The organism is Thiobacillus sp. SCUT-2, assembly GCF_035621355.1.
Lineage (GTDB): Bacteria > Pseudomonadota > Gammaproteobacteria > Burkholderiales > Thiobacillaceae > Thiobacillus > Thiobacillus sedimenti.
The window spans coordinates 1,344,461-1,367,149 of sequence record NZ_CP141769.1 but is presented as its reverse complement, the minus strand read 5'-3'; the positions used below and the strand labels follow the sequence as shown (position 1 = coordinate 1,367,149).

General features: G+C 66.3%; 17 protein-coding genes. 15 read left to right on the top strand and 2 right to left on the bottom strand.

Translation table 11 applies throughout. The features are described 5' to 3' along the window. On the bottom strand, positions 1–1,905 hold the full coding sequence (locus tag VA613_RS06680) for a type IV pili methyl-accepting chemotaxis transducer N-terminal domain-containing protein (RefSeq protein WP_324781083.1): 1,905 nt from the start codon (positions 1,903–1,905) through the stop codon (positions 1–3). 359 nt (positions 1,906–2,264) lie between these two features. Here VA613_RS06680 and nosZ point away from each other — a divergent pair, with 359 nt between their 5' ends. From nosZ to VA613_RS06635, 9 genes are all read left to right on the top strand, one after another. After that, positions 2,265–4,214: a TAT-dependent nitrous-oxide reductase gene (gene nosZ, locus VA613_RS06675; RefSeq protein WP_324781082.1), complete on the top strand. Its 1,950-nt coding sequence runs from the start codon at positions 2,265–2,267 to the stop codon at positions 4,212–4,214. Positions 4,215–4,344: 130 nt separating this feature from the next. Further along, complete coding sequence (locus tag VA613_RS06670) at positions 4,345–6,981, top strand: 4Fe-4S binding protein (RefSeq protein WP_324781081.1); 2,637 nt, start codon at positions 4,345–4,347, stop codon at positions 6,979–6,981. Next, positions 6,969–8,294, top strand: a complete 1,326-nt coding sequence (locus VA613_RS06665) for a nitrous oxide reductase family maturation protein NosD (protein ID WP_324781080.1) — start codon at positions 6,969–6,971, stop codon at positions 8,292–8,294. Before VA613_RS06670 ends, VA613_RS06665 begins: the two co-directional genes overlap by 13 nt. Next, the gene (locus tag VA613_RS06660) at positions 8,266–9,207 is read left to right on the top strand and encodes an ABC transporter ATP-binding protein (protein WP_324781079.1); all 942 of its coding nucleotides are present in this window, start codon (positions 8,266–8,268) and stop codon (positions 9,205–9,207) included. The genes VA613_RS06665 and VA613_RS06660 overlap by 29 nt, the downstream gene beginning before the upstream one ends. Before the next feature lie 9 nt (positions 9,208–9,216). Further along, positions 9,217–10,032: an ABC transporter permease gene (locus VA613_RS06655; RefSeq protein WP_324781078.1), complete on the top strand. Its 816-nt coding sequence runs from the start codon at positions 9,217–9,219 to the stop codon at positions 10,030–10,032. Between the two features lie 20 nt (positions 10,033–10,052). Beyond that, positions 10,053–10,550 carry a nitrous oxide reductase accessory protein NosL gene (locus tag VA613_RS06650; RefSeq protein ID WP_324781077.1) on the top strand — a complete coding sequence of 166 codons (498 nt, stop codon included), beginning with the start codon at positions 10,053–10,055 and terminating at the stop codon, positions 10,548–10,550. A 5-nt stretch (positions 10,551–10,555) separates the two neighbouring features. Further along, the gene (locus tag VA613_RS06645; protein ID WP_324781076.1) at positions 10,556–10,828 is read left to right on the top strand and encodes a hypothetical protein; all 273 of its coding nucleotides are present in this window, start codon (positions 10,556–10,558) and stop codon (positions 10,826–10,828) included. Further along, positions 10,825–11,190: a hypothetical protein gene (locus tag VA613_RS06640; protein ID WP_324781075.1), complete on the top strand. Its 366-nt coding sequence runs from the start codon at positions 10,825–10,827 to the stop codon at positions 11,188–11,190. Before VA613_RS06645 ends, VA613_RS06640 begins: the two co-directional genes overlap by 4 nt. Next, the gene (locus VA613_RS06635) at positions 11,187–11,777 is read left to right on the top strand and encodes a nitrous oxide reductase accessory protein NosL (RefSeq protein WP_324781074.1); all 591 of its coding nucleotides are present in this window, start codon (positions 11,187–11,189) and stop codon (positions 11,775–11,777) included. The genes VA613_RS06640 and VA613_RS06635 overlap by 4 nt, the downstream gene beginning before the upstream one ends. 87 nt (positions 11,778–11,864) lie before the next feature. Here the strand turns inward: VA613_RS06635 and VA613_RS06630 are convergent, their stop codons facing one another. Further along, positions 11,865–12,323, bottom strand: coding sequence for a c-type cytochrome (locus VA613_RS06630; protein ID WP_324781073.1), 459 nt, complete (start codon positions 12,321–12,323; stop codon positions 11,865–11,867). A gap of 373 nt (positions 12,324–12,696) precedes the next feature. Here VA613_RS06630 and VA613_RS06625 point away from each other — a divergent pair, with 373 nt between their 5' ends. From VA613_RS06625 to narI, 6 genes are all read left to right on the top strand, one after another. Continuing rightward, positions 12,697–13,950, top strand: coding sequence for an MFS transporter (locus VA613_RS06625; RefSeq protein ID WP_324781072.1), 1,254 nt, complete (start codon positions 12,697–12,699; stop codon positions 13,948–13,950). A 25-nt stretch (positions 13,951–13,975) separates the two neighbouring features. Further along, positions 13,976–15,586 (top strand): MFS transporter, encoded by a 1,611-nt coding sequence (locus VA613_RS06620; RefSeq protein ID WP_324781071.1) that lies wholly within the window; start codon positions 13,976–13,978, stop codon positions 15,584–15,586. Positions 15,587–15,681: 95 nt separating this feature from the next. Next, positions 15,682–19,383: a nitrate reductase subunit alpha gene (locus VA613_RS06615; RefSeq protein ID WP_324781070.1), complete on the top strand. Its 3,702-nt coding sequence runs from the start codon at positions 15,682–15,684 to the stop codon at positions 19,381–19,383. A 120-nt stretch (positions 19,384–19,503) separates the two neighbouring features. Continuing rightward, positions 19,504–21,048, top strand: a complete 1,545-nt coding sequence (gene narH, locus VA613_RS06610; protein ID WP_324781069.1) for a nitrate reductase subunit beta — start codon at positions 19,504–19,506, stop codon at positions 21,046–21,048. Between the two features lie 188 nt (positions 21,049–21,236). Next, positions 21,237–21,905: a nitrate reductase molybdenum cofactor assembly chaperone gene (gene narJ, locus VA613_RS06605; protein WP_324781068.1), complete on the top strand. Its 669-nt coding sequence runs from the start codon at positions 21,237–21,239 to the stop codon at positions 21,903–21,905. 18 nt (positions 21,906–21,923) lie between these two features. Next, complete coding sequence (gene narI / locus VA613_RS06600) at positions 21,924–22,607, top strand: respiratory nitrate reductase subunit gamma (RefSeq protein ID WP_324781067.1); 684 nt, start codon at positions 21,924–21,926, stop codon at positions 22,605–22,607. The last annotated feature ends 82 nt before the right edge of the window (positions 22,608–22,689 follow it).

The window sequence follows — 22,689 nt, the reverse complement described above, 5'->3', positions numbered from 1 at the left end:
TCAGGACGGATGGACGGGATGGATCGGAACGGCACGCTCGGGTTCGTGCCCCGGCGTGAAGTGTAGCGTGACTCGCGCGCCCAGGGTCGGCAGGTTTTCCACGGTGAGCTGGCCGCCCAGGTGCCGGGCGCGTTCCTCCATGATGGCCATGCCGTAATGGTGGGTGCCCGCGGCCTGCCGGACGCCGATGCCGTCGTCAGTGACGGTCGCCGACACGGAGCCGTCGCTGTTGCAGACGACCCGCACCTCGGCGGCGTGCGCCCGCGCATGGTTGATCACGTTCGACAGCGCCTCGCGCACGATCTGCAGCGTGTGGATCTCCTCGTTCGCGCTGAGCGTGCAGCCGGCGAGATGGGCCTCCAGCGTGATCGGGATGCCGCCGCGCCCGGAAAACTCGTCCACCGTGGTGCGCAGCGCGGCGCCGAGGCCCTCGCCTTCGATGCGCAGGCGGAAGGTGGTCAGCAATTCGCGCAGCTGGCGATAGGCGCTGTTGAGCCCTTCGCGCAGTTCCGCCAGAACCTCGGCCGCCTCCCCGCCGCCGCCCGCGTCGTCCGGCGCGGGTAGCAGCGGCTTGAGGCGGCTCACCTGGATCTTCATGTACGCGAGCGACTGCGCCAGCGAGTCGTGCAGCTCGCGCGCCAGCGCCGCACGCTCTTCCAGCAGCGACAGCCGGCGGCTCTGCTCGATGCGGCGCGCCGTGCCGATGGCGACGCCGATGTGGCGCGACAGCGCGTCCAGCAGCTGCATCTGCCACGGCGCAAGCTCGCGCCCCGGCGGCATGTCGAGCTGCAGCACGCCGTAGTGGTGCTCGGCGTCCTTCAACGGCAGCGTCAGCACGCGCCGCCCGTCGCGCAGCGGCAGGACGTCGAGCGTCTGGTGCGCGAGGCATTCGGCGCAGCTCATCAGGCCGCACAGGTCGGGATCGCCCGTTTCCGGATGCAGCGTGCTGGCGATGACGCGCGCGCGGGAGCCTCCGGATTCCACCAGGCAGGCCAGCCCGTGCCCGACGCCCAGCACGTTCTCCAGATCCTTCAGCAGGATGGCGTAGGTTTCCGGCGCCACCGGCCCGTTGTACAGGCGCGCGATCGAATGATAGAGCAGCTCCAGCGAACGGTTGGCGATGGTGAGCTCGGCGGTCTTCTCCTCCACCCGCGCTTCGAGGTTCTGATACAGCTTGGAGAGGTCTTCCGCCATGTGGTTGAAGGCCTGGCCGAGCCGCCCCAACTCGTCGCTCCCGGTGTGCTCGGTGCGCACCGCGAGGTTCCCCTGGCCGACGCGGGCGGCGAAGGCCAGCAGGTCGCGCAACGGCAGGATCAGGTCGTTGCGCGCCAGGTAAAGGGTCAAGGCGCCGACCAGCAGCGTCATCAGCAGCGCCGCCCCCAGCACCATGCGCAGGACGAGGATCTTGTCCTCGGTATCGCGCTCGATCTGCTTGACCAGATCGTTGATCTGGCCGACGAAGCGCGTGGTGTCGTCGATCAGCGCCGCGCCGCCGGCGTCGCCGCCGCCCGGGGCGACCGCCGCGAAGCGCGCCTTCATGCGCTGCGTCCAGGCATCCTGCACGCTGGCGTAGCTGGCAGCGAGCGCGGTGTCGCCCTGCCGCGACATCGTCGACGTAATGTGCGGATCGCGCAGCGTCGCGTCGAATTTCGCGATCGCCTCCTCCATCGCCGCAGCCGCCCGGGTCCCGTCACCCGGACGTGCAGCCAGCGCCAGGCTGCTCATGCGGTAGGCCTGCATGCGCAGGCTGCCTGCCTGGTTGATCGCCTCGCTGCTGCCCTGGACCGATTCCGCGATGATGCCCGAGCTGGCCATGCCTAGGATGGCGAAGCAGGCAATCAGCGCCAGCGCCCCGCCCAGCTTGAGCAGCAGGGAATGCTGCAGGAATCCGCGTCGTTCTCTCATGCTTTCCCGCTCGCACCGGGGCCCTTCGCGCCCGGATATAAGGGAGTACCTCCAATGGATTAAGCCGGCACGGCGGATGCCAGCAACGATCGGGGCAGCTTGCGCAAAAACAGGGGCTTAACCGCCTACCTCCCCTGCGGCGCAGCGCCTTCCCTTCCCCGGGGAAGCACGCACCGTCGCGGATCGCTGACCACAATTAAGGATCATTTTCTCTGCTTTTTATGCTATGTTCCAAGTGCGACATTTTGTCGCATCGGCAGGCGGCCCCAGGGCCTCCTGCGTGTTTCGCACCATGCGCGTGCGTCGTCCCCGTCCGGGATGGCGTGCCGGTTCCACCTGAGACAGGGAGTCAATAGGACATGACACAGGACGATAGCAAACTCTCCGACACGCCGCCCGATCTGGGTCGCCGCAAATTCATGAACACGGCCGCGCTGGTCGGCCTGTCCGGCGCGGGTCTCTCCTTGGGGCTGTCCGCCTGCAACAAGAAGGAGGCGGCGGCTCCGGCAGCGACCGGCGGCGCCGCACCGGCGGCTGCGGCCGGCGCGGTCGACTACAGCAAGTACGAAGTGCCGCCGGGCCAGCTCGACGAGTACTACTCCTTCTCCAGCGGCGGCCACTCGGGCGAAGTGCGCATCTACGGCATTCCCTCGGGCCGCGAGCTCAAGCGGATCCCCGTCTTCAACATGGACGCGCTGGTCGGCTGGGGCATCACCAACGAATCGAAGGCGATCATCGGCACCAAGCCCGACGGCACGCTGAAATACCACACGGGCGACACGCACCACCTCCACCAGTCCTACACGGACGGCGTCTACGACGGCAAGTACATGTTCGTCAACGACAAGATCCACGGCCGCCTCGCACGCGTCCGCATGGATACCATGGAAACCGACAAGATCACCGAGCTGCCGAACGTCCAGGGCTTCCACGGCACCTTCCCCGACAAGCGTGATCCGGTCGACCCCAACATCAACCACACCACCCGCGTCTTCTGCGGCGGCGAGTTCTCGATTCCCCTGCCCAACGACGGGCGTGACCTGGAAGACGGCAGCAAGTACCGCTCGATTTTCACCTGCGTGGATTCGAACACGATGGACGTGCGCTGGCAGGTGCTGATCGACGGCAACTGCGACCTGGTCGCCACCTCCTATGACGGCAAGCTGACCTGCACCAACCAGTACAACACCGAGATGGGGCTGCATTACGAGGACATGATGGCATCCGAGATGGATGCCTGCCTGTTCTTCAACGTCGCCCGCATCGAGGAGGCGGTGAAGGCCGGCAAGTTCAAGACCATCGCCGGCTCCAAGGTCCCCGTGGTCGACGGTACCAAGGCCGCCAACCAGGATCCGAAGACGGCGCTGACCTGCTACGTGCCGATTCCGAAGAACCCGCACGGCGTCAACATCAGCCCCGACGGCAAGTACTACGCCTGCTCGGGCAAGCTGTCGCCGACCGCCTCGGTCATCGAGCACGCCCTGGTGCTGAAGTGGTTCGACGGGCAGCTGGCCAACCCGCGCGATGCGGTCGTCGCCGAGCCCGAGATCGGCCTTGGCCCGCTCCACACCGGCTTCGACAACAAGGGCAACGCCTACACCACGCTGTTCCTCGACAGCCAGATCGTGAAATGGAACGTGGACGCCGCGATCAAGGCGTTCAAGGGCGACAAGCAGGCCAAGGTCGTGCTGGACCGCATCGACGTGCACTACCAGCCGGGCCACGGCTTCACCTCGATGGGCGAGACCAAGGAATCGGACGGCAAGTACTTCATCTCGGACAACAAGTTCTCCAAGGACCGTTTCCTGCCGGTCGGCCCGCTCCACGCCGAGACGGCGCAGCTGATCGACATCAGCGGCGACAAGATGAAGCTGGTCGCCGACCACTCGGTGTACTCGGAGCCGCACGATTCCATCATCGTTCGCCGCGACATCATCAAGACGCGCCAGGTCTACAACCTGGACGACTTCCCCCACGCGGTGAAGGACCCGAAGGACTCCGGCGTCTTCCGCAACGGCAAGAAGGTGACCATCAAGCTCACCAGCCAGGCGCCAGCCTTCAGCCTGCGCGAGTTCAAGGTCAAGAAGGGCGACGAAGTCACCATCATCCTCACCAACCACGACAAGGTCGAGGACCTGACCCACGGCTTCGCCATTCCGAAGTACGACATCCAGTTCATCGTCAACCCGCAGCAGACGCAGTCGGTCACCTTCATTGCCGACAAGCCCGGCGTCTACTGGTGCTACTGCACCAACTTCTGTCATGCTCTGCACCTGGAGATGCGCAGCCGCATGCTTGTCGAGGCGTGATCCGCGCCGCTGCCCCGCGTAACGCGGGGCAGTGCACGACCTGGCGGCCCGCCGGCCATGCGACCGGCGGCCGCTCGGGCCTCGAGGAAGCGAGCGCCCGCTTGATGTTCAACTCTTGGCGATACCTCTGATGAATTCTCTTGCACGCCTGGCCGTCCGTTTCGCGACCCTGGTGGTCTTGTGCTGCGCCCCCGGCCTGGCGCTGGCGGGAAGCTACGAAGCCCCGCTCCCTGCCGAACTCTCCAGCGACCCCGATCTCTGCAAGTACGTTCCCTGCAAGGACGTCATGCCCGGCGCCGACAGCTTCTCCCCCCGCATGGGCAAGCCGTCCTACGTCGAGGCCTACCGGACGACCTCGGATGAGCATGAAGAGAACGGCGCCAACGGCGACAAGGAGCACCACGGCGAGAAGAAGGGCCGCAAGCTCGTCGGCTATGTCTTCCTCTCCACCGACGTGGTCGACATCCCCGCCTACTCGGGCAAGCCCGTCGTGACCCTGATCGGCATGGACACCAAGGGCATCATCACCGGCGTGCGGGTGCTGCGCCACTCCGAGCCGATCCTGCTGGTCGGCATCCCGGAGTCGGAGCTGACCAAGTTCGTCAAGCAGTATCTCGGCAAGTTCGTCGGCGCCAAGATCGAGGTCGGCAGCGCGCGCCCGGGCGAGGGCATGATCGGCGTCGACGCGATTTCCGGCGCCACCGTCACCGTCATCGCGGAAAACCAGGTCATCCTGCGCAGTGGACTGGAAGTCGCCAAGCAGGTGGGCATCGTCAAGCCCACGATCCGGCCCCAGGCGAAATTCACCGATGTCGCCGGCACGCTCGACTGGCAAGCGCTGCTCAAGGAAGGCGGCGTACAGGAGCTCAAGGTCAGGCCCGAGGAACTCGGCCTCGAACCCAACGGCCAGCCTTACATCGACATCTACTTCGGCTATCTCAACGAGCCGACGATCGGGCGCAGCGTGCTGGGCGAGCACGGCTATGCCGCGCTGATGTCCAAGCTCAAGCCGGGCGAGCACGCCATCTTCCTGATCGCCAACGGCACCGGCTCGTTCAAGGGCTCGGGCTTCGTCCGCGGCGGCATCTACGATCGTGTGCAGGTCTCCCAGGACATGGACGCGTTCACCTTCCGCGACCTCGACTACCTCAACCTGTATGGGATCGAGGCCGCCGGTGCGCCGGCCTACAAGGAATCGGCGATCTTCATCATCCATTCGCCGGCATTCAGCGCGGCCTATCCGTGGCGGCTGATCTATCTCGCCAACAAGGTGGATCGCCAGACCGGCGCCAAGACCTTCGTCAACTTCGACCGCGAGTACTGGCTGCCGGCCCGCTACCTCGTGGGCGGGCGGCCGGAGATCGTCAAGCCGGAGCCGACCTGGGTGAAGGTGTGGAAGACGCGCAAGCTCGAGGTCGTGCTGTTCCTCCTGTGGCTCGCCGCAGCGGGCACCGTCTACGCGCTGCGCGACAAGCTGGTGCGCCGCTCCACCCACAAGGACAAGCGCTGGAAGGACATCCCGAAATACCTGCTGTGGATTTCCTCGATCGGCTTCGTCGGCTTCCATCTGCTGGCGGTTCCCTCGATCACCCAGGTGCTCACCTGGTTCCACGCGATCCTGTTCGAATGGCGCTGGGAGCTCTTCCTCTCCGATCCCTTCGTGTTCCTGTTCTGGATCTTCATCATCGTGACCGTGTTCTTCTGGGGACGCGGCATGTTCTGCGGCTGGATGTGCCCCTACGGCTCGCTCGCGGAACTCGCCTACCACGTGGCGCGCAAGATCGGCCTCAAGCGCTACCAGCGCCACCTGCTGCCGCAGCGCTGGCACGACCGCCTCAAGTGGATCAAGTACGGCGTCTTCACCGTCCTGCTTGCGGTGTCCTTCTATTCGATGGGGATGGCGGAGAAGCTCGCCGAAGTCGAGCCGTTCAAGACGACCTTCCTGGTCGGCGTGTGGAACCGCAGCTGGCCCTTCGTGACGTTCTGGGCGTTCCTGTTCGTCGCCTCGATCTTCTTCGAGCGGCCCTTCTGCAAGTACCTGTGCCCGCTCGGCGCCGCGCTCGCCGTGCCGTCGACGTTCCGCTGGTGGGGTCTCAAGCGCAAGAAGGAATGCGGACCGTGCGCGGCGTGCCAGGTGGGCTGCGGCTCGCAGGCGATCGACGACAGCGGCCGCATCGACCAGCGCGAATGCCTGCTGTGCCTCGACTGCCAGGTGCTCTACTACGATCCCCATGCGTGCCCGCCGCTCGTCCAGGAGCGCAAGCGCCGCACCAAGGCCGGCGAGCCGCTCACGCCGATCGGCGCCAACGGCTACTACATCCCGATCAAGCCGGTGGCGGCCGCCCCCGCGGCCGCGGCGCCAAGCCTGCCCGCCTTCGTGGGGCAGGAACTGTTCGATCACCTGTTCCCGTGGAGCCGCAAGGTGTTCCAGCAGCCGATCCTGCTGCAGGCGACCACCTTCGCCCTCACCGCGCTCGTGACCTGGGTCTGGATCCTCGGCGCGGCCGGCCGCATCGGCCCCGGCATCGTGCTCGGCTGGTGGGTGGGCTGGAGCGTCTACGAGCTGCTCGTGCGCATGCGCTGCAAGCCCTACGTCAAGGACGGCCCGTGGTGGGGACGCAACCTGCGTCCGGCGTCGTGGGCGGACATGGCGGCCTACGTGTCGTTCAAGAACCTGCTGATCGCCGCGGCGCTGTTCCTCATCATGAAGGGTGCTGGCATACTGGATCTCCTTCAAGGCCTGCCGTCGTTTCAATGGTTCTTCTGACTGGGCGCCCTGACGCCGCCGCGCGGGCCCGCCCGCCGCGTCAGCCCGTCGCATGGCATGCGGTTGTCCTTGGCGCGCTGGCCTGCCTGCTGCACGCCCCGCCCGCCGGCGCCGCCGTTCTCATGGTCCAGCCGGGCCAGTCGATCGGCGCGGCCGTCGCCCGGGCCCGCCCCGGCGACGAGATCCGCGTGGAGCGCGGCCTGTACCGTGAAAACCTCCGCATCGACAAGCCGCTCACGCTGAGAGGCATCGACCGCCCCACGCTGAGCGGCGGCCTCAAGGGCGACACGATCCGGATCACCGCGACCGACGTCGCCATCGAAGGAATGATCGTGCGCGACTCGGGCGACGACCTGGTCGCCCAGAATGCCGGCATCTACATCCAGCCCGGCGCCGACCGGGCCGCCGTGCGCAACTGCGATCTCACCTACAATCTCTTCGGCCTGTGGATCGAGAAGGTCAAGGACGTCGAGATCCGCAGCAACGTCATCACCGGCAAGCGCGACTACCAGTCGGCGCGCCGCGGCAACGGCATCGAGCTCTACAACACGACCGGCGCCCGCATCGTCGGCAACCAGATCAGCTTCGTACGCGACGGCATCTACGTGGACGTCTCCCACCACGCGGTCTTCCGCGACAACCGCATCCACGACGCGCGCTACGGCACGCACTACATGAATTCCTACTACAACGTGTGGGAGGGCAACGACGTCTACCACAACCGCGGTGGACTCGCGCTGATGGAGGTGCGCAACCAGGTGGTGCGGAACAACCGGGCGTGGGGCAATTCCGACCACGGCATCATGCTGCGCACCATCCAGGATTCGCTGATCGAAGGCAACGTCGTCGCCGGCAACAACCGCGGCTTCTTCATCTACGATGCCGAGTACAACACCATCCGCAACAACCTCGTGATCGACAACAACGTCGGCGTGCACCTGTGGGCGGGCTCCTACCGCAACAAGGCGGAAGGCAACGACTTCATCATGAACCGCACCCAGATCAAGTACGTCGCCGCCCGCGACCAGACCTGGAGCGGCAACTACTGGAGCAACTACGTGGGCTGGGACCGCAACGGCGACGGCATCGGCGACGTGCCCTACGAGGCGAACGACATGGTCGACTACCTGTCGTGGCGCCATCCGCTGATGAAGCTGCTGCTCGCCAGCCCTGCGGTGCAGACGCTGCGTCTCGTCGCCCAGCAGTTCCCGCTGCTGCGGGCGCCGAGCATCGTCGACCCGAAGCCGCGGATGCAGCCGCACAACCCCGACTGGAGCCAATGGCGTGGCAAACTCTTCTCTTCCCCCCGCTGAACCCGGCACGCCGGTGATCGTCGCGCGCGGGGCCCGCAAGCACTACGGCGCCGTCCACGCGGTCGACGGCGTCGACCTCGACATCCGCGCCGGCGAACTGTTCGGCCTCATCGGCCACAACGGCGCCGGCAAGAGCACGCTGTTCAAGATGATGCTCGGCCTGATCCCGGCCACCGGCGGCGAGATCCGCATCGGCGGCGCGCCGGTCACCGGCCGCGATTTCCGCGCGGTCCGCCGCAGCGTCGGCTACCTGCCGGAGAACGTGGTGCTGTACGACAATCTCACCGGCGCCGAGACCCTGCAGTTCTTCGCCCAGCTGAAGGGCGCCTCGCCCGCCGAGATCGGGCCGATCCTCGAGCGCGTGGGCCTTGCGCACGCGGCGCGGCGGCGGGTGCGCGAATACTCCAAGGGCATGCGCCAGCGCCTCGGCTTCGCCCAGGCACTGCTCGGCAAGCCGCGCCTGCTGTTCCTCGACGAGCCGACCAACGGGCTCGACCCCGAGGCGATCCGGGGCTTCTACACGACGCTGCGCCAGTTGCGCAGCGAAGGCGTCACCGTGGTGATCACCTCGCACATCCTGGCCGAGATCCAGGAACGCGTGGACCGACTGGCGATCATGGCGGCCGGGAAGATCCAGGCCACCGGGACGGTCCAGTCGCTGCGCGAACAGATGGACCTGCCCCTGTCGTTCACGGTCCGGGTCGCGCCGGAGGATTTCGAGGCGGTGCGCGCGGTGCTCGCGCATCTCGAGGTCGAGGCGGTCGAGGCCCACGACGACCACGTCCGCGTGCAGTGCGGGCGCCAGTCGAAGATGGCGGTGATCGAGGCGCTCGCGCGCCTGGATGGCCAGGTGCGCGACCTGACGGTGCGCGAACCCTCGCTCGAGGATGTGTTCTTCGGCTTTGCCGACTGAAGGGACGACATGGAATTCAGACAGATCGCCACCATTGCCGGCAAGGAATTCTGGGATCGCATCCGCAACCGCTGGGTGCTCGCCGTCGCGCTGGTGTTCACCGCCTTCGCCCTCGTCATCGCCTACTTCGGCGCCGCCCAGCAGGGCACCGTCGGCTTCCGTTCGATCGACGTGACCATCGCCAGCCTGGTGAGCCTGGTCATCTACCTGATCCCGCTGATCGCGCTCGTGCTGGGTTTCGACGCCATCGTCGGCGAACGCGAGCGCGGTTCGCTCGACCTGCTGCTGTCGATGCCGATCACCCGGCTGGAACTGCTGCTCGGCAAGTACCTCGGGCTCGCCGGTGCACTCACCTTCTCGACCGTCGCAGGCTTCGGCCTGGTGGCGATCGTGCTGTCGACCAAGCTCGAGCTTGCCGCGCTGTTCCACTACTTCGGCTTCATGCTGAGCTCGGTGCTGCTGGGCTGCGCCTTCCTGAGCCTCGCGGTCATGCTGTCGACCTTCGCGGCCGACCGCACCCGGGCGTCGGGATTCGCGATCGCGACCTGGTTCTTCTTCGTCCTCGTGTTCGACCTGCTGCTGCTCGGCGCGCTGGTGGTGACGGGCGGCCAGTGGGGCGGCGACCTGTTCGCCTACCTGCTGCTCGCCAACCCCGCGGACGTGTTCCGCATCCTCAACATCTTTTCCCTCGACGACGTCCGGACCCTGTACGGACTGGCGACCGTTTTTCCCCCAACCCTGGCCGATCCGTGGCTGCTGGGCCTGGTGATGCTGGGCTGGATCGCAGTTCCCCTCGTGATCGCAAGCTGGAGATTCCGCAAATGACCCCCGTTAGACGACGACTCGTGTCCGCGGCCCTGATGGCCGCCCTGCTTGCCGGCTGTGGCCAGTCGGCGCATACCGACGCCGTGGCCCCGCAGGACTTCGACCGCAATACGTCGTGCACGCTCGACGGCATGCTGCTCGCCGATTACCCGGGCCCCAAGGCGCAGATCTTCTATTCCGGACAGAAGGCGCCCGACTTCTTCTGCGACACGGTGGAGATGTTTCACATCTACCTGACGCCGGAACAGGTGCGCAAGGTGACCGGGATTTTCGTGCAGGACATGGGCGTGGCCGACTGGGATGCGCCGCGCGGCCACTGGATCGACGCCAAGACGGCGTACTATGTCTTCGGCAGCAAGCGGGAAGGCTCGATGGGGCCGACCATCGCCAGTTTCGCGCGCGAGCAGGACGCGGCGAAGTTCGCCGCCCAGTATGGCGGCAAGGTCTACCGGTTCGCCGACATCACCCCCGACATGGTGGTGCTGGATGGCGGCGTGCTCCACGACAGGAACATGTGATTGCCATGCCCGAATTCTTCGAAAGCATCGATTTCGAGCTCGCCACGGCCATCGAGGAGCTGGCGAGGCTGTCCTACGAACTCCGCGAGAATCGCAATGCGATCCTCGCCGCCCATGACGTGGCCGACGAAGCGGCGCTGCTGGCGCGCATCGAGGCGGGCGAGGCGGACGAGCATCCCACCTACGAGTACTACCTCGCGGCGCGCATTCTCGCCGACACGCGCGATGCCGCCCGTGCCGCGCTGGCCGAAAGCCTGCAGGAGGCCAACCGGACATGAGCCTTCACATCGAACTCGGCGCGACGCTCGAACAGGCGTTTCCGGACGCCCTCGACGGGCCCATCGAGCAGAAGCAGGACGTGATGATCGTGCGCCTCAGCAACGGCGTGACGCTGGACGTGCGCTATGCCGCGCCGGACGCCTATTCGCTGCGCTGGCGCCACGGCGAGGCCGAATCCGGGATCGACACGGCGCCGCTCCACCGCGGGCTGGCGACCTTTCCCAACCATTTCCATGATGCCGCCGGGCGCGTCGTGGCCGACCCGGTCACACAGCCCGGCGCCGCGCCTGAAGCGAACCTCGCGCAGCTGATCCGGGCCCTGCTCGACGACCCGACGCTCGGTTCCCGCGTCGCGCCATGAACCCACGGGCGGCGCTGCTCTCGCTGGGAGCCGCCGCGCTCGTCGTGCCGCTGCTGCTCGGCGACGCGCCCCCGACGGGCAAGCCGAAGGTGATCCGCAACGACCTCTGCATCGTCGCGCCCGCCACGCCCTACGACCCGGCGTCGGGCCTGCCAATGATCGCGCCGCGCCCGATCCCCGCCGGCGCACGCTGCCCGGTGTGCGGCATGTATCCGGCCCGCCATCCGCACTGGAGCGCGCAGGTCATCTTCCGCGACGGCGCCGTGCATTACTTCGACTCGCCGATCGACCTGTTCGTCTTCCTGCAGCGGGTCGACCATTACGACCGCCGCTACACGCGCGGTGACGTCATCGCCCGCTACGTCCGCGACGTGGAAAGCGGCCAGTGGATCGATGCCCCCGCTGCCTTCTTCGTGCAGGGTTCCGAGGCACGCGGCCCCATGCGGACGGCCGACCTCCCCGCGTTCGCGAGCCGCGATGCGGCCGCTGCCTTCGCGCGGCGTCACGGCGGTGCGGTCGTCGCGGCCGCCCAGATCACGCCTGCGGTGCTGCAGGGACTCTATCGCGGCGCGCCGCATCAGCACTGAGCCGGCGCAAGCCGCCAAAAAGAAACGGGGGAGATGCGATCTCCCCCGTTTCCTCGTCGCGCGCCCGGATGGGCGCGTCCCGCCGGTTTACTCCTGGGCCTTGTGCACCATGTAGTCCACTGCCGCCTTCACCTCGTCGTCCTTCAGCGTAGCGGAACCGCCACGCGCAGGCATCATGCCCTTGGAGCCGGTGAAGCCCTCGAGCGCATGCTTGTACAGCACGTCCTTGCCCTGGGCGATGCGCGGGCCCCACTCCTCCTTGTTGCCGAACTTCGGCGCACCGGCGGCGCCGGACGCATGGCACATCGAGCAGACGGCGCCAAAGACCTTCTTGCCGACGTCGTCGCTGCCTTCGGCCTTCGGTTCTGCGGCCGCTGCAGCGGGCGCCGCAGCTTCGGGGGCTGCGGGTGCGGCGGCCTCGGGTGCCGCAGGCGCTGCCGCTTGCGGGGCGGGTGCCGGGGCTTCGGCGGGGGGGCTCTCCTGCTTGCCGCAGGCGCCCAACAGCGCGGCGAGCGACAGTGCCAGTACGAGTGAAGTCTTCTTCATTTCCGTTTCCTCCAGGGTCAGTTGAAAGGTTGCTGCTTCTCGAAAAGGGTGGGACATCGGCACCGCGCGCCGCTCACCGCAACCGGCTGCTCCGTTCGGCGGGCGCTTCGTTCGAGGAAAATATACCACGCCACGGCGGGCTGCGGACGCGTCCGAAGGGATACCCCGAATGACCCCGGCCCGCGATGCGCACGCGGTGCCGTTCCGATTTCCCCTTGCGCAGCGAGGCCTTAGCCGCCTACCCCGTCTACCTCGCTGGAGGTAGGACGGTTCGCTCCATGCGAATTCCCCTCCTTTTCTTCCGGTCTTATGCGCATACACTGCAGTCAGCTATTCGGATAAACGAATCCGTAATCGCAGAAGAGGAGCGATCATGGCCACCCATGCGCAGAAACAGTTTTCCGTGCTCACCCTGAGCACCCTCGCGTTCACGGCGTGTTTCGCGGCCTGGATGATGTTCGCCATCATCGGCATTCCGATCAAGAAGCTGCTGGGGCTCAACGAAACCGAGTTCGGCATCCTGGTGGCCACCCCCGTCCTCACCGGCTCGCTGATCCGCCTGCCGCTCGGCATGTGGACCGACAAGCTGGGCGGGCGCATCGTGTTCTTCGTCCTGATGCTGTCGACGGTGGTGCCGATCTGGCTCATTGGCTACGCCACGCAATACTGGCAGTTCCTCCTGCTCGGCCTCTTCGTCGGCGCGGCCGGCGGCTCGTTCTCGGTCGGCATCGCCTACGTCGCACGCTGGTTCCCCAAGCAGCGCCAGGGCTTCGCGATGGGGATCTTCGGCGCCGGCAACTCGGGCGCGGCACTGACCAAGATCGTCGCCCCGTCGCTGGTGGTCGCCTACGGCTGGCAGTCGGTTCCCCACGTGTACGCGATCGGCATGCTCGCGATGGCGATCCTGTTCTGGATCTTCACCTACACCGACACCGCGCACCACGTCCCGGGCCACGTCACGGTCCGCCAGCAGCTCGCCGCGCTGAAGGACCCGAACGTCTGGAAGCTCTCGCAGTACTACTCGATCGTGTTCGGCGGCTACGTCGCGCTGGCGCTGTGGATGCCGAAGTACTTCATTTCCGAATACGGCTTCTCGATCCAGACCGCCGCGCTGATGGCGGCGGCATTCTCGCTGCCGGGCGGGGTGATGCGCGCGGTCGGCGGCTGGATCTCGGACCGCGTCGGCGCCCATCGGCTGACCTGGTGGGTCATGTGGGTGTCGTGGATCTGCCTGTTCCTGCTCTCCTACCCGCAGACCGACATGGTGGTCCGCACGACCAAGGGCGACGTCGCCCTCCACATCGGGCTCAACGTCTGGGCGTTCACCGCGCTGCTGTTCATCCTCGGGCTGGCGTGGGCATTCGGCAAGGCCTCGGTGTTCAAGTACATCTCGGACGAGTATCCGCACAACATCGGCGTCATCTCCGGCATCGTCGGGCTGATGGGCGGCCTCGGCGGCTTCGTCCTCCCCATCCTGTTCGGCGCCATCGTCGACCTCACCGGCATCAACAGCGGCATCTTCATGCTGCTGTACGGCGTCACCTGGGTCTCGCTGATCTGGATGTATCTCACCGAGGTGCGCAAGGTGCCCGTGATCAAGTCTGCGGCGGCAGACACCCTCGAATAACCCCTTCCCCAAGCAGGAGCGCAGCATGTCCATCAACATCAAGGAATGGAACCCGGAAGACCCGGCCTTCTGGGAAACGACCGGCAAGAAGATTGCCTACCGCAACCTGTGGATCTCGGTCCCGGCCCTGCTGTGCGGCTTCGCCGTATGGCTGATGTGGGGCATCATCACCGTGCAGATGTCCAACCTGGGCTTCCCGTTCAGCAAGGACGAGCTGTTCACGCTGACCGCGATCTCCGGCCTCGCCGGCGCGACCATGCGCATCCCCTCCTCCTTCTTCATCCGCCTGGCGGGCGGGCGCAACGTCATCTTCCTGACGACGTCGATGCTGCTGGCGCCGGCGATCGGCACCGGCATCGTGCTGCAGCATCCCGACTGGCCGCTGTGGACCTTCCAGCTGATGGCGCTGTGGTCGGGCGTCGGCGGCGGCAACTTCGCCAGCTCGATGTCCAACATCAGCACCTTCTTTCCCAAGCGTCTGCAGGGCACCGCGCTCGGGATCAACGCGGGCCTCGGCAACTTCGGCGTGACGACCATGCAGATCCTGATCCCGCTGGTGATGACCGTGAGCGTGTTCGGCGCGCTGGGCGGCGAGCCGATGACGCTGGTGAAGGACAGCGGCTGGATCTTCGGCAAGATCGTCGCCGGCACGCCGACCTACATCCAGAACGCCGGCCTCACCTGGGTGCTCTCGCTGGTTCCCCTCGGCGTCATCGCGTGGTTCGGCATGAACAACCTGCTGTCGGTCTCGCCCGACATCGGCGGCACGCTGTTCGCCTTCATCAAGGTCACCTGGCTCTACACCCTGGTCTTCGTCCCGGCCATCGGCGGCCTCTATCTCTACCTGCCTGCGCCGACGGGCCTCGGCATCCTCAACATGTGGGTGGCGATGCCGCTGATCATCGTCGTCACGCTGCTGATCCTCAAGCTCGCGGCGTTCGGCACCATGAAGGAGAACATCGCCAAGCAGTTCGCCATCTTCAAGAACCGCCACACCTGGTCGATGACGGCGCTCTACCTGGTCACCTTCGGTTCGTTCATCGGCTTCTCGATGGCCCTGCCGCTGTCGATCACCGTCATCTTCGGCGACAGCCACACCCTCGACGCCGCGACGGGCGCCTGGGTGCACGCCAAGAATCCGCACGCCCCCTCGGCGCTGCAATACGCCTGGATCGGCCCCTTCGTCGGCGCCCTGATCCGCCCCGTCGGCGGCTGGATCTCGGACAAGGTCGGCGGCTCCATCGTCACCCAGGTCATCTCGGCTGTCATGGTCGCCGCCTCGGTCTATGCTGGATACGTGCTGATGCAGGCCTACCACTCCGCCACGCCGGAGGCCTACTTCACCCAGTTCCTCGCGGTGTTCGTCGTGCTGTTCGCCGCGAGCGGCATCGGCAATGGCTCGACCTTCCGCACGGTCGGGGTGATCTTCGACCGCGTGCAGGCGGGACCGGTGCTCGGCTGGACGTCGGCGGTGGCGGCCTACGGCTCCTTCATCGCCCCCGAGGTGATCAAGGACCAGATCAAGGCCGGCACGCCGGAAAACGCGATGTACGGCTTCGCCATCTTCTACGCCGTCTGCCTGGTGCTGAACTGGTGGTTCTACCTGCGCAAGAACGCCTACATCAAGAACCCGTGAGCGGTAGGCGGTGAGCAGGAAGCGGCGCCCCTCCACCTCACCGCTACCTGCTCACTGCTAACCGCTCACCCATGAGCGACATAAGGAGCGAATACATGAGTCACTTCCTCGACCGTCTGACCTTCTTCAAGAAGAGTGTCTCCGAGTTCTCGAACGGCCACGGCGTCGTCAGCAACGAAGACCGCAGCTGGGAGAACGCGTACCGCAGCCGCTGGCAGCAGGACAAGGTCGTGCGTTCGACCCACGGCGTGAACTGCACGGGTTCGTGCAGCTGGCGCATCTTCGTCAAGAACGGCCTGATCACCTGGGAGATCCAGCAGACCGACTACCCGCGCACGCGCCCCGACCTGCCGAACCACGAGCCGCGCGGCTGCCCGCGCGGCGCCAGCTACTCCTGGTACGTGTATTCCGCGCAGCGCGTGAAGTACCCGCTGATCCGCGGGCGGCTCATGGAGATGTGGCGCGAGGCGCGCAAGGCCATGGACCCGGTCGAGGCCTGGAAGGCGATCACCCAGGATCCCGAGAAGGCGAAGCGCTACAAGTCGGTGCGTGGCCAGGGCGGCTTCGTCCGGGCCGGCTGGGACGAGGTGACCGAGATCATCGCCGCCGCCAACGTCCACACCATCAAGGAATACGGCCCTGACCGGATCTACGGCTTCTCGCCGATCCCGGCGATGTCGATGGTGAGCTACGCCGCAGGCAGCCGCTATCTGTCGCTGATCGGCGGCGTGTGCGGCTCGTTCTACGACTGGTACTGCGACCTGCCGCCCTCCTCGCCGCAGGTGTGGGGCGAGCAGACCGACGTGCCGGAATCGGCCGACTGGTACAACTCCACCTACCTGATGGTGTGGGGCTCGAACGTGCCGCAGACCCGCACGCCCGACGCCCACTTCTACACCGAGGTGCGCTACAAGGGCACGAAGACCGTCGCCGTATCGAGCGACTTCGGCGAGATGGTCAAGTTCGGCGACATCTGGCTCGCGCCGAAGCAGGGCACCGACGCCGCGCTGGCGCTGGCGATGGGCCACGTGATCCTGTCCGAGTTCCACAACAAGAACCGCAGCGAATACTTCGACTCGTACTGCCGCCAGTACAACGACATGCCGATGCTGGTGATGCTGAAGGAGCACGACGGCACGCTCGTCGCCGACCGCTTCCTGCGCGCATCGGACCTGACCGGCAACATGGGGCAGGACAACAACCCCGAATGGAAGACGGTGATCTACGACGAGAACACCGGCTATCTCGTCGCCCCCAACGGCTCGATCGGCTTCCGCTGGGGCCAGTCGGGCGCCTGGAACCTCGAGATGCGCGACGGCTACTCCGGCAAGGACGTGAAGCCGCAGCTGACCCTGCTCGGCAGCCACGACGAGGTCGCCGAGGTCGCGATGCCCTACTTCGGCGGCGGCGACCACGACGAGCTGCTCGTCCGCAACATGCCGGTCAAGGTGATCAGCGTCGGCGGCAAGGACGTCCGCATCGCCACCGTCTACGACCTGACGCTCGCGAACTACGGCGTCGACCGCGGCCTCGGCGGGCCGAACGTGCCGACGAGCTACGACGACCCCGTGCCCTACACCCCGGCCTGGGCGGAGAAGCACTGCGGCGTGCCGCGCGCCGACATCATCACGGTGGCCCGCGAGTTCGCCGACAACGCCGACAAGACCCACGGCAAGTCCATGGTCATCCTCGGCGCCGCGCTCAACCACTGGTACCACAACGACATGATCTACCGCGGCATCATGAACCTGCTCATGATGTGCGGCTGCATCGGCCAGTCCGGCGGCGGCTGGGCGCACTACGTCGGCCAGGAGAAGCTGCGCCCGCAGACCGGCTGGGCGCCGCTCGCCTTCGCGCTCGACTGGCACCGGCCTTCGCGGCAGATGAACTCGACCTCGTTCTTCTACGCCCACACCAGCCAGTGGCGCCACGAGAAACTGTCGGCCGCGGAGATTCTTTCGCCCACGGCCGACAAGTCGAATGCCGACTACCGCCTGATCGACTTCAACGTGCGCGCCGAGCGCATGGGCTGGCTGCCGTCCGCGCCCCAGCTCGAGACCAACCCGCTGGAGGTGACCCGCGCCGCCGACGCCGCCGGGATCGATCCGGCCAAGTACGCGGTCGAGCAGATCAAGAGCGGTGCGCTCAAGTTCGCGTGCGAGGATCCGGACAACCCGAGGAACTTCCCGCGCAACCTGTTCGTCTGGCGCTCCAACCTGCTCGGCTCGTCCGGCAAGGGCCACGAATACTTCCTCAAGTATTTCCTCGGCACGCAGAATGCGGTGCTGGGCCCCGACCTCGGCGAGCTCGGCGAGGCCAAGCCGAAGGAAGTCGTCTGGCACGACAAGGGGGCGGAAGGCAAGCTCGACCTGCTGGTGACGCTCGACTTCCGCATGTCGACCACCTGCCTCTATTCCGACATCGTGCTGCCGTCGGCCACCTGGTACGAGAAGGACGACCTCAACACCTCGGACATGCACCCCTTCATCCATCCCTTGAGTGAAGCGGTGCAGCCGCTGTGGGAGTCCAAGTCCGACTGGGAGATCTACAAGACCATCGCGAAGAAGTTCTCGGCGCTTGCGGACAGCCATCTGGGCACGCAGAAGGACCTGGTGCTCACGCCGCTGATGCACGACACGCCCTCGGAGCTGGGCCAGAGCATGGCGGTGCGCGACTGGAAGAAGGGCGAAGTCGATCCCATTCCGGGCAAGACCATGCCGAGCATGACGGTGGTGACGCGCAACTACGGCGACACGTACAAGAAGTTCACCTCGCTCGGGCCGCTCATGACCAAGATCGGCAACGGCGGCAAGGGCATCAGCTGGAACACCGAGGACGAGGTGAAGCAGCTTGCCGAGCTGAACTACACCGTGACCGAGGACGGCATCAGCAAGGGGCTGCCGAAGATCGAGTCGGCGATCGACGCCTGCGAGACCATCCTGATGCTGGCGCCGGAGACCAACGGGCAGGTGGCGGTGAAGGCCTGGGACGCGCTCTCCAAGATCACCGGACGCGACCATACCCATCTGGCGATCCCGCGCGAGGACGACAAGATCCGCTTCCGCGACATCGTCGTCCAGCCGCGCAAGATCATCTCCTCGCCGACCTGGTCCGGGCTCGAGTCGGAGCATGTCTCCTACAACGCCGGCTACACCAACGTCCACGAGTTGATTCCCTGGCGCACCCTCACCGGACGCCAGCAGTTCTACCAGGACCACAAGTGGATGCTCGATTTCGGCGAGGGCCTGTGCGTGTACAAGCCGCCCGTCGACACCAAGACGATCGCGCCGCTGCTGGGCAAGAAATCGAACGGCCACCACGAACTGGTGCTCAACTGGATCACCCCGCACCAGAAGTGGGGCATCCACAGCACCTACACCGACAACCTGCGCATGCTGACGCTGTCGCGCGGCGGCCCCCACGTCTGGGTGTCGGAGGCCGAGGCGAAAGAGGCGGGCCTGGTCGACAACGACTGGGTCGAGGTGTTCAACGTCAACGGCACGCTGACGGCACGCGTCGTGGTCAGCCAGCGGGTGCCCAAGGGCATGTGCCTGATGTACCACGCCCAGGAAAAGATCGTGAACGTGCCGGGGGCCGAAGTCAGCGGCTTCCGCGGCGGCATCCACAACTCGGTCACGCGCACCATCACCAAGCCGACCCACATGATCGGCGGCTACGCCCAGCAGGCCTACGGCTTCAACTACTACGGCACGGTCGGGTCCAACCGCGACGAATACGTGATCGTGCGCAAGATGAAGCGGGTCGACTGGATGGAAGGCCCGCTGGCAGAACGCTGAGGAGAGCGTTTTTTTGAGGGTAAGGCCCCCCATGCCCTCGCCCGCGCCCGATCTCTCCAGGCGCGGGGTTTTTTACAACGCGCCGCGGCATGCCGCCGCGGCCATGCAAGGAGTTGGAACATGAAAGTGCGTGCCCAGATCGCCATGGTGCTGAACCTCGACAAATGCATCGGCTGCCACACCTGCTCGATCACCTGCAAGAACGTATGGACCTCGCGCGAGGGCGTGGAATACGCATGGTTCAACAACGTCGAATCGAAGCCGGGCATCGGCTATCCCAAGCAGTGGGAGAACCAGGAGGTGTGGAACGGCGGCTGGAAGCGCCGTGAGGACGGCAAGATCGAGCCGCGCCAGGGCAGCCGCCTGAAGATCCTGTCCAACATCTTCGGCAACCCCAACCTGCCGGAGATCGACGACTACTACGAGCCCTTCACCTACGACTACCAGCACCTGCAGAAGGCGCCGCTGTCCGAGACTCCGCCGACCGCGCGCCCGATCTCGGCGATTACCGGCGAGAAGATGGACAAGATCCACTGGGGCCCGAACTGGGAAGACGACCTCGGCGGCGAGTTTTCCTCGCGCGGGCGCGACAAGAACTTCGACAACGTGCAGAAGGAGATGCACGCGACCTTCGAGAACACCTTCCTGATGTACCTGCCGCGCCTGTGCGAGCACTGCCTCAACCCGACCTGCGTCGCGTCCTGCCCCTCGGGCTCGATCTACAAGCGCGAGGAAGACGGCATCGTGCTGGTCGACCAGGACAAGTGCCGCGGCTGGCGCATGTGCATCTCCGGCTGCCCGTACAAGAAGATCTACTACAACTGGAAGAGCGGCAAGGCCGAGAAGTGCATCTTCTGCTATCCGCGCATCGAGGCGGGCCAGCCGACCGTCTGCTCGGAATCCTGCGTCGGCCGCATCCGCTACCTCGGCGTGATCCTCTACGACGCCGACCGCATCGAGGAAGCCGCCAGCGTGGCCGACGAGAAGGAACTCTACGAGGCCCAGCTGAAGATCTTCCTCGATCCGAGCGATCCGGCCGTGATCGCCGCCGCGCGCGCCGAGGGCATTCCCGAGGCCTGGCTCGACGCGGCCGTGAAGTCCCCGGTCTACAAGATGGCGATCGACTGGAAGATCGCCTTCCCGCTGCATCCCGAGTACCGCACGCTGCCGATGGTGTGGTACGTGCCGCCGCTGTCGCCGATCCAGGCGGCGGCGGAGTCGGGCCAGATGGGCATGAACGGCATCATCCCGGACACGAAGTCGCTGCGCATCCCCATCACCTACCTCGCCAACCTGCTCACCGGCGGCAAGGAAAGGCCGGTGGTCAGCGCGCTCGACCGCCTGCTGGCGATGCGCGCCTACATGCGCGGCAAGTCGGTCGACGGCAAGCCCAACACCGCCGCACTCGACCAGGTCGGGCTCACCTCGAGGCAGGCCGACGAGATGTACCGCTATCTGGCCATCGCCAACTACGAGGACCGCTTCGTCATTCCGAGCACGCACCGCGAGGAGACGATCAACACGTTCGAGGAGAAATCGAGCTGCGGCTTCACCTTCGGCAACGGCTGCTCCGACGGCGTCTCGAAGCCCAGCCTGTTCGGCAACCGCAAGAACGCCGTGCCGGTCGATCTTTCGCAGCTGCACGCCAAGAAGAAGACGGGGTGACGATGATGGCAATGCTTGCTGCACCGGATGACCGTTTCCCGCTTCCCAACCCTCTCCCGCAGGCGGGAGAGGGGGCAAGCGATGCGCTTTGCGCGCCCAAACCGACGCTGTGCGGCCCTCTCCCCAGCCCTCTCCCGCAAGCGGGAGAGGGGGAGAAGGCTGAGCCCAAACCGATGGATGAGCCCACTATGAAGACCTTCAAAGTCCTGTCCCTGCTGCTGATGTACCCGGAGTCCGACTGGCTGGCGGCCCTGCCCGAGCTGCACGCCGCGCTGGTCGAAGAAGGCGGCTTCAACCGCGATGCGACCGCGCGCCTGGCTCCGCTGTTCGACCTTCTGCACGAGGCGAATCTGATCGAACTGCAGGAGAACTACGTCGCCACCTTCGATCGCAACCCCTCGCATTCGCTGCACCTGTTCGAGCACATCCACGGCGAGTCGCGCGACCGCGGCTCGGCCATGATCGACCTGCTGCAGGAATACTGGAAGCACGACTTCGACGCGAGCGCGGCGGAGCTGCCCGACTATGTGCCGCTGTTCCTCGAGTTCCTGTCGCTGCTTCCCGCCGACGAGGCGCGCGCGCTGCTCGGCGACGCCGTGCACGTGCTCGCCGCCCTCGGCCGCAAGCTCGACGCCAACGGCAGCCCCTACGCGTCGGTCTTCCAGGTCCTGGAAGCGCTGTCGCCGGTGGCCGCGCAGGAACTGGCCGAACCGCCGGTGCGCGACATGGACGAGGCGATGGAGATGTTCGGCCCGTCGGCAGACGGCGTCGAGCCGCTGCTCAAGCCGGGCCTGCAGGTATCGGTGGTGCAGATGCCGGCGTCGCGTCGGCAGGCCGCCGCGCCCACTACTCATTGACCCAAGGAGGATCGCAAAATGTCCTACTCGCAAACCTTCCTGTTCGGGATCTATCCCTACATCGCGCTGACCATCTTCCTGCTCGGCAGCCTGATCCGCTTCGACCGCGAGCAGTACACGTGGAAGAGCGACTCGTCGCAGATGCTCAGGCGCGGCCAGCTGCGGCTCGGCAGCAACCTGTTCCACATCGGGGTGCTGTTCCTGTTCTTCGGCCACTTCTTCGGCATGCTCACGCCGCACTTCGTCTACGCGCCCTTCATCAGCGCCGGCGCCAAGCAGATCCTCGCCATGGCGTCTGGCGGCACCGCGGGCGCGCTCGCCTTCATCGGCCTCTCGCTGCTGCTGCACCGCCGCCTAACCGAGCCGCGCATCCGCGCGACCTCGAAGTTCAGCGACATCCTCATCCTGGTCCTGCTGTGGCTGCAGCTTGCGCTCGGGCTCGCGACCATTCCGCTGTCGGCGCAGCACCTCGACGGCAGCATGATGCTGCGCCTGGCCGAGTGGGCGCAGCGCATCGTCACCTTCCGCGGCGATGCCGTCGAGCTGCTCGTCGGCGCGGGCTGGATCTTCAAGACCCATCTCGTCCTCGGCATGACGATCTTCCTCGTCTTCCCGTTCACGCGGCTGGTGCACGTCTGGAGCGGCTTCGCGGCCACGACCTACGCGGCACGCGCCTGGCAGGTCGTGCGGCCGCGGGGCTGAGGCAGATGTTTGTGGCATGGCGCTGCATGCGCCAAATCGACGGCTTCGCGCCCTCTCCCCGACCCTCTCCCGCTTGCGGGAG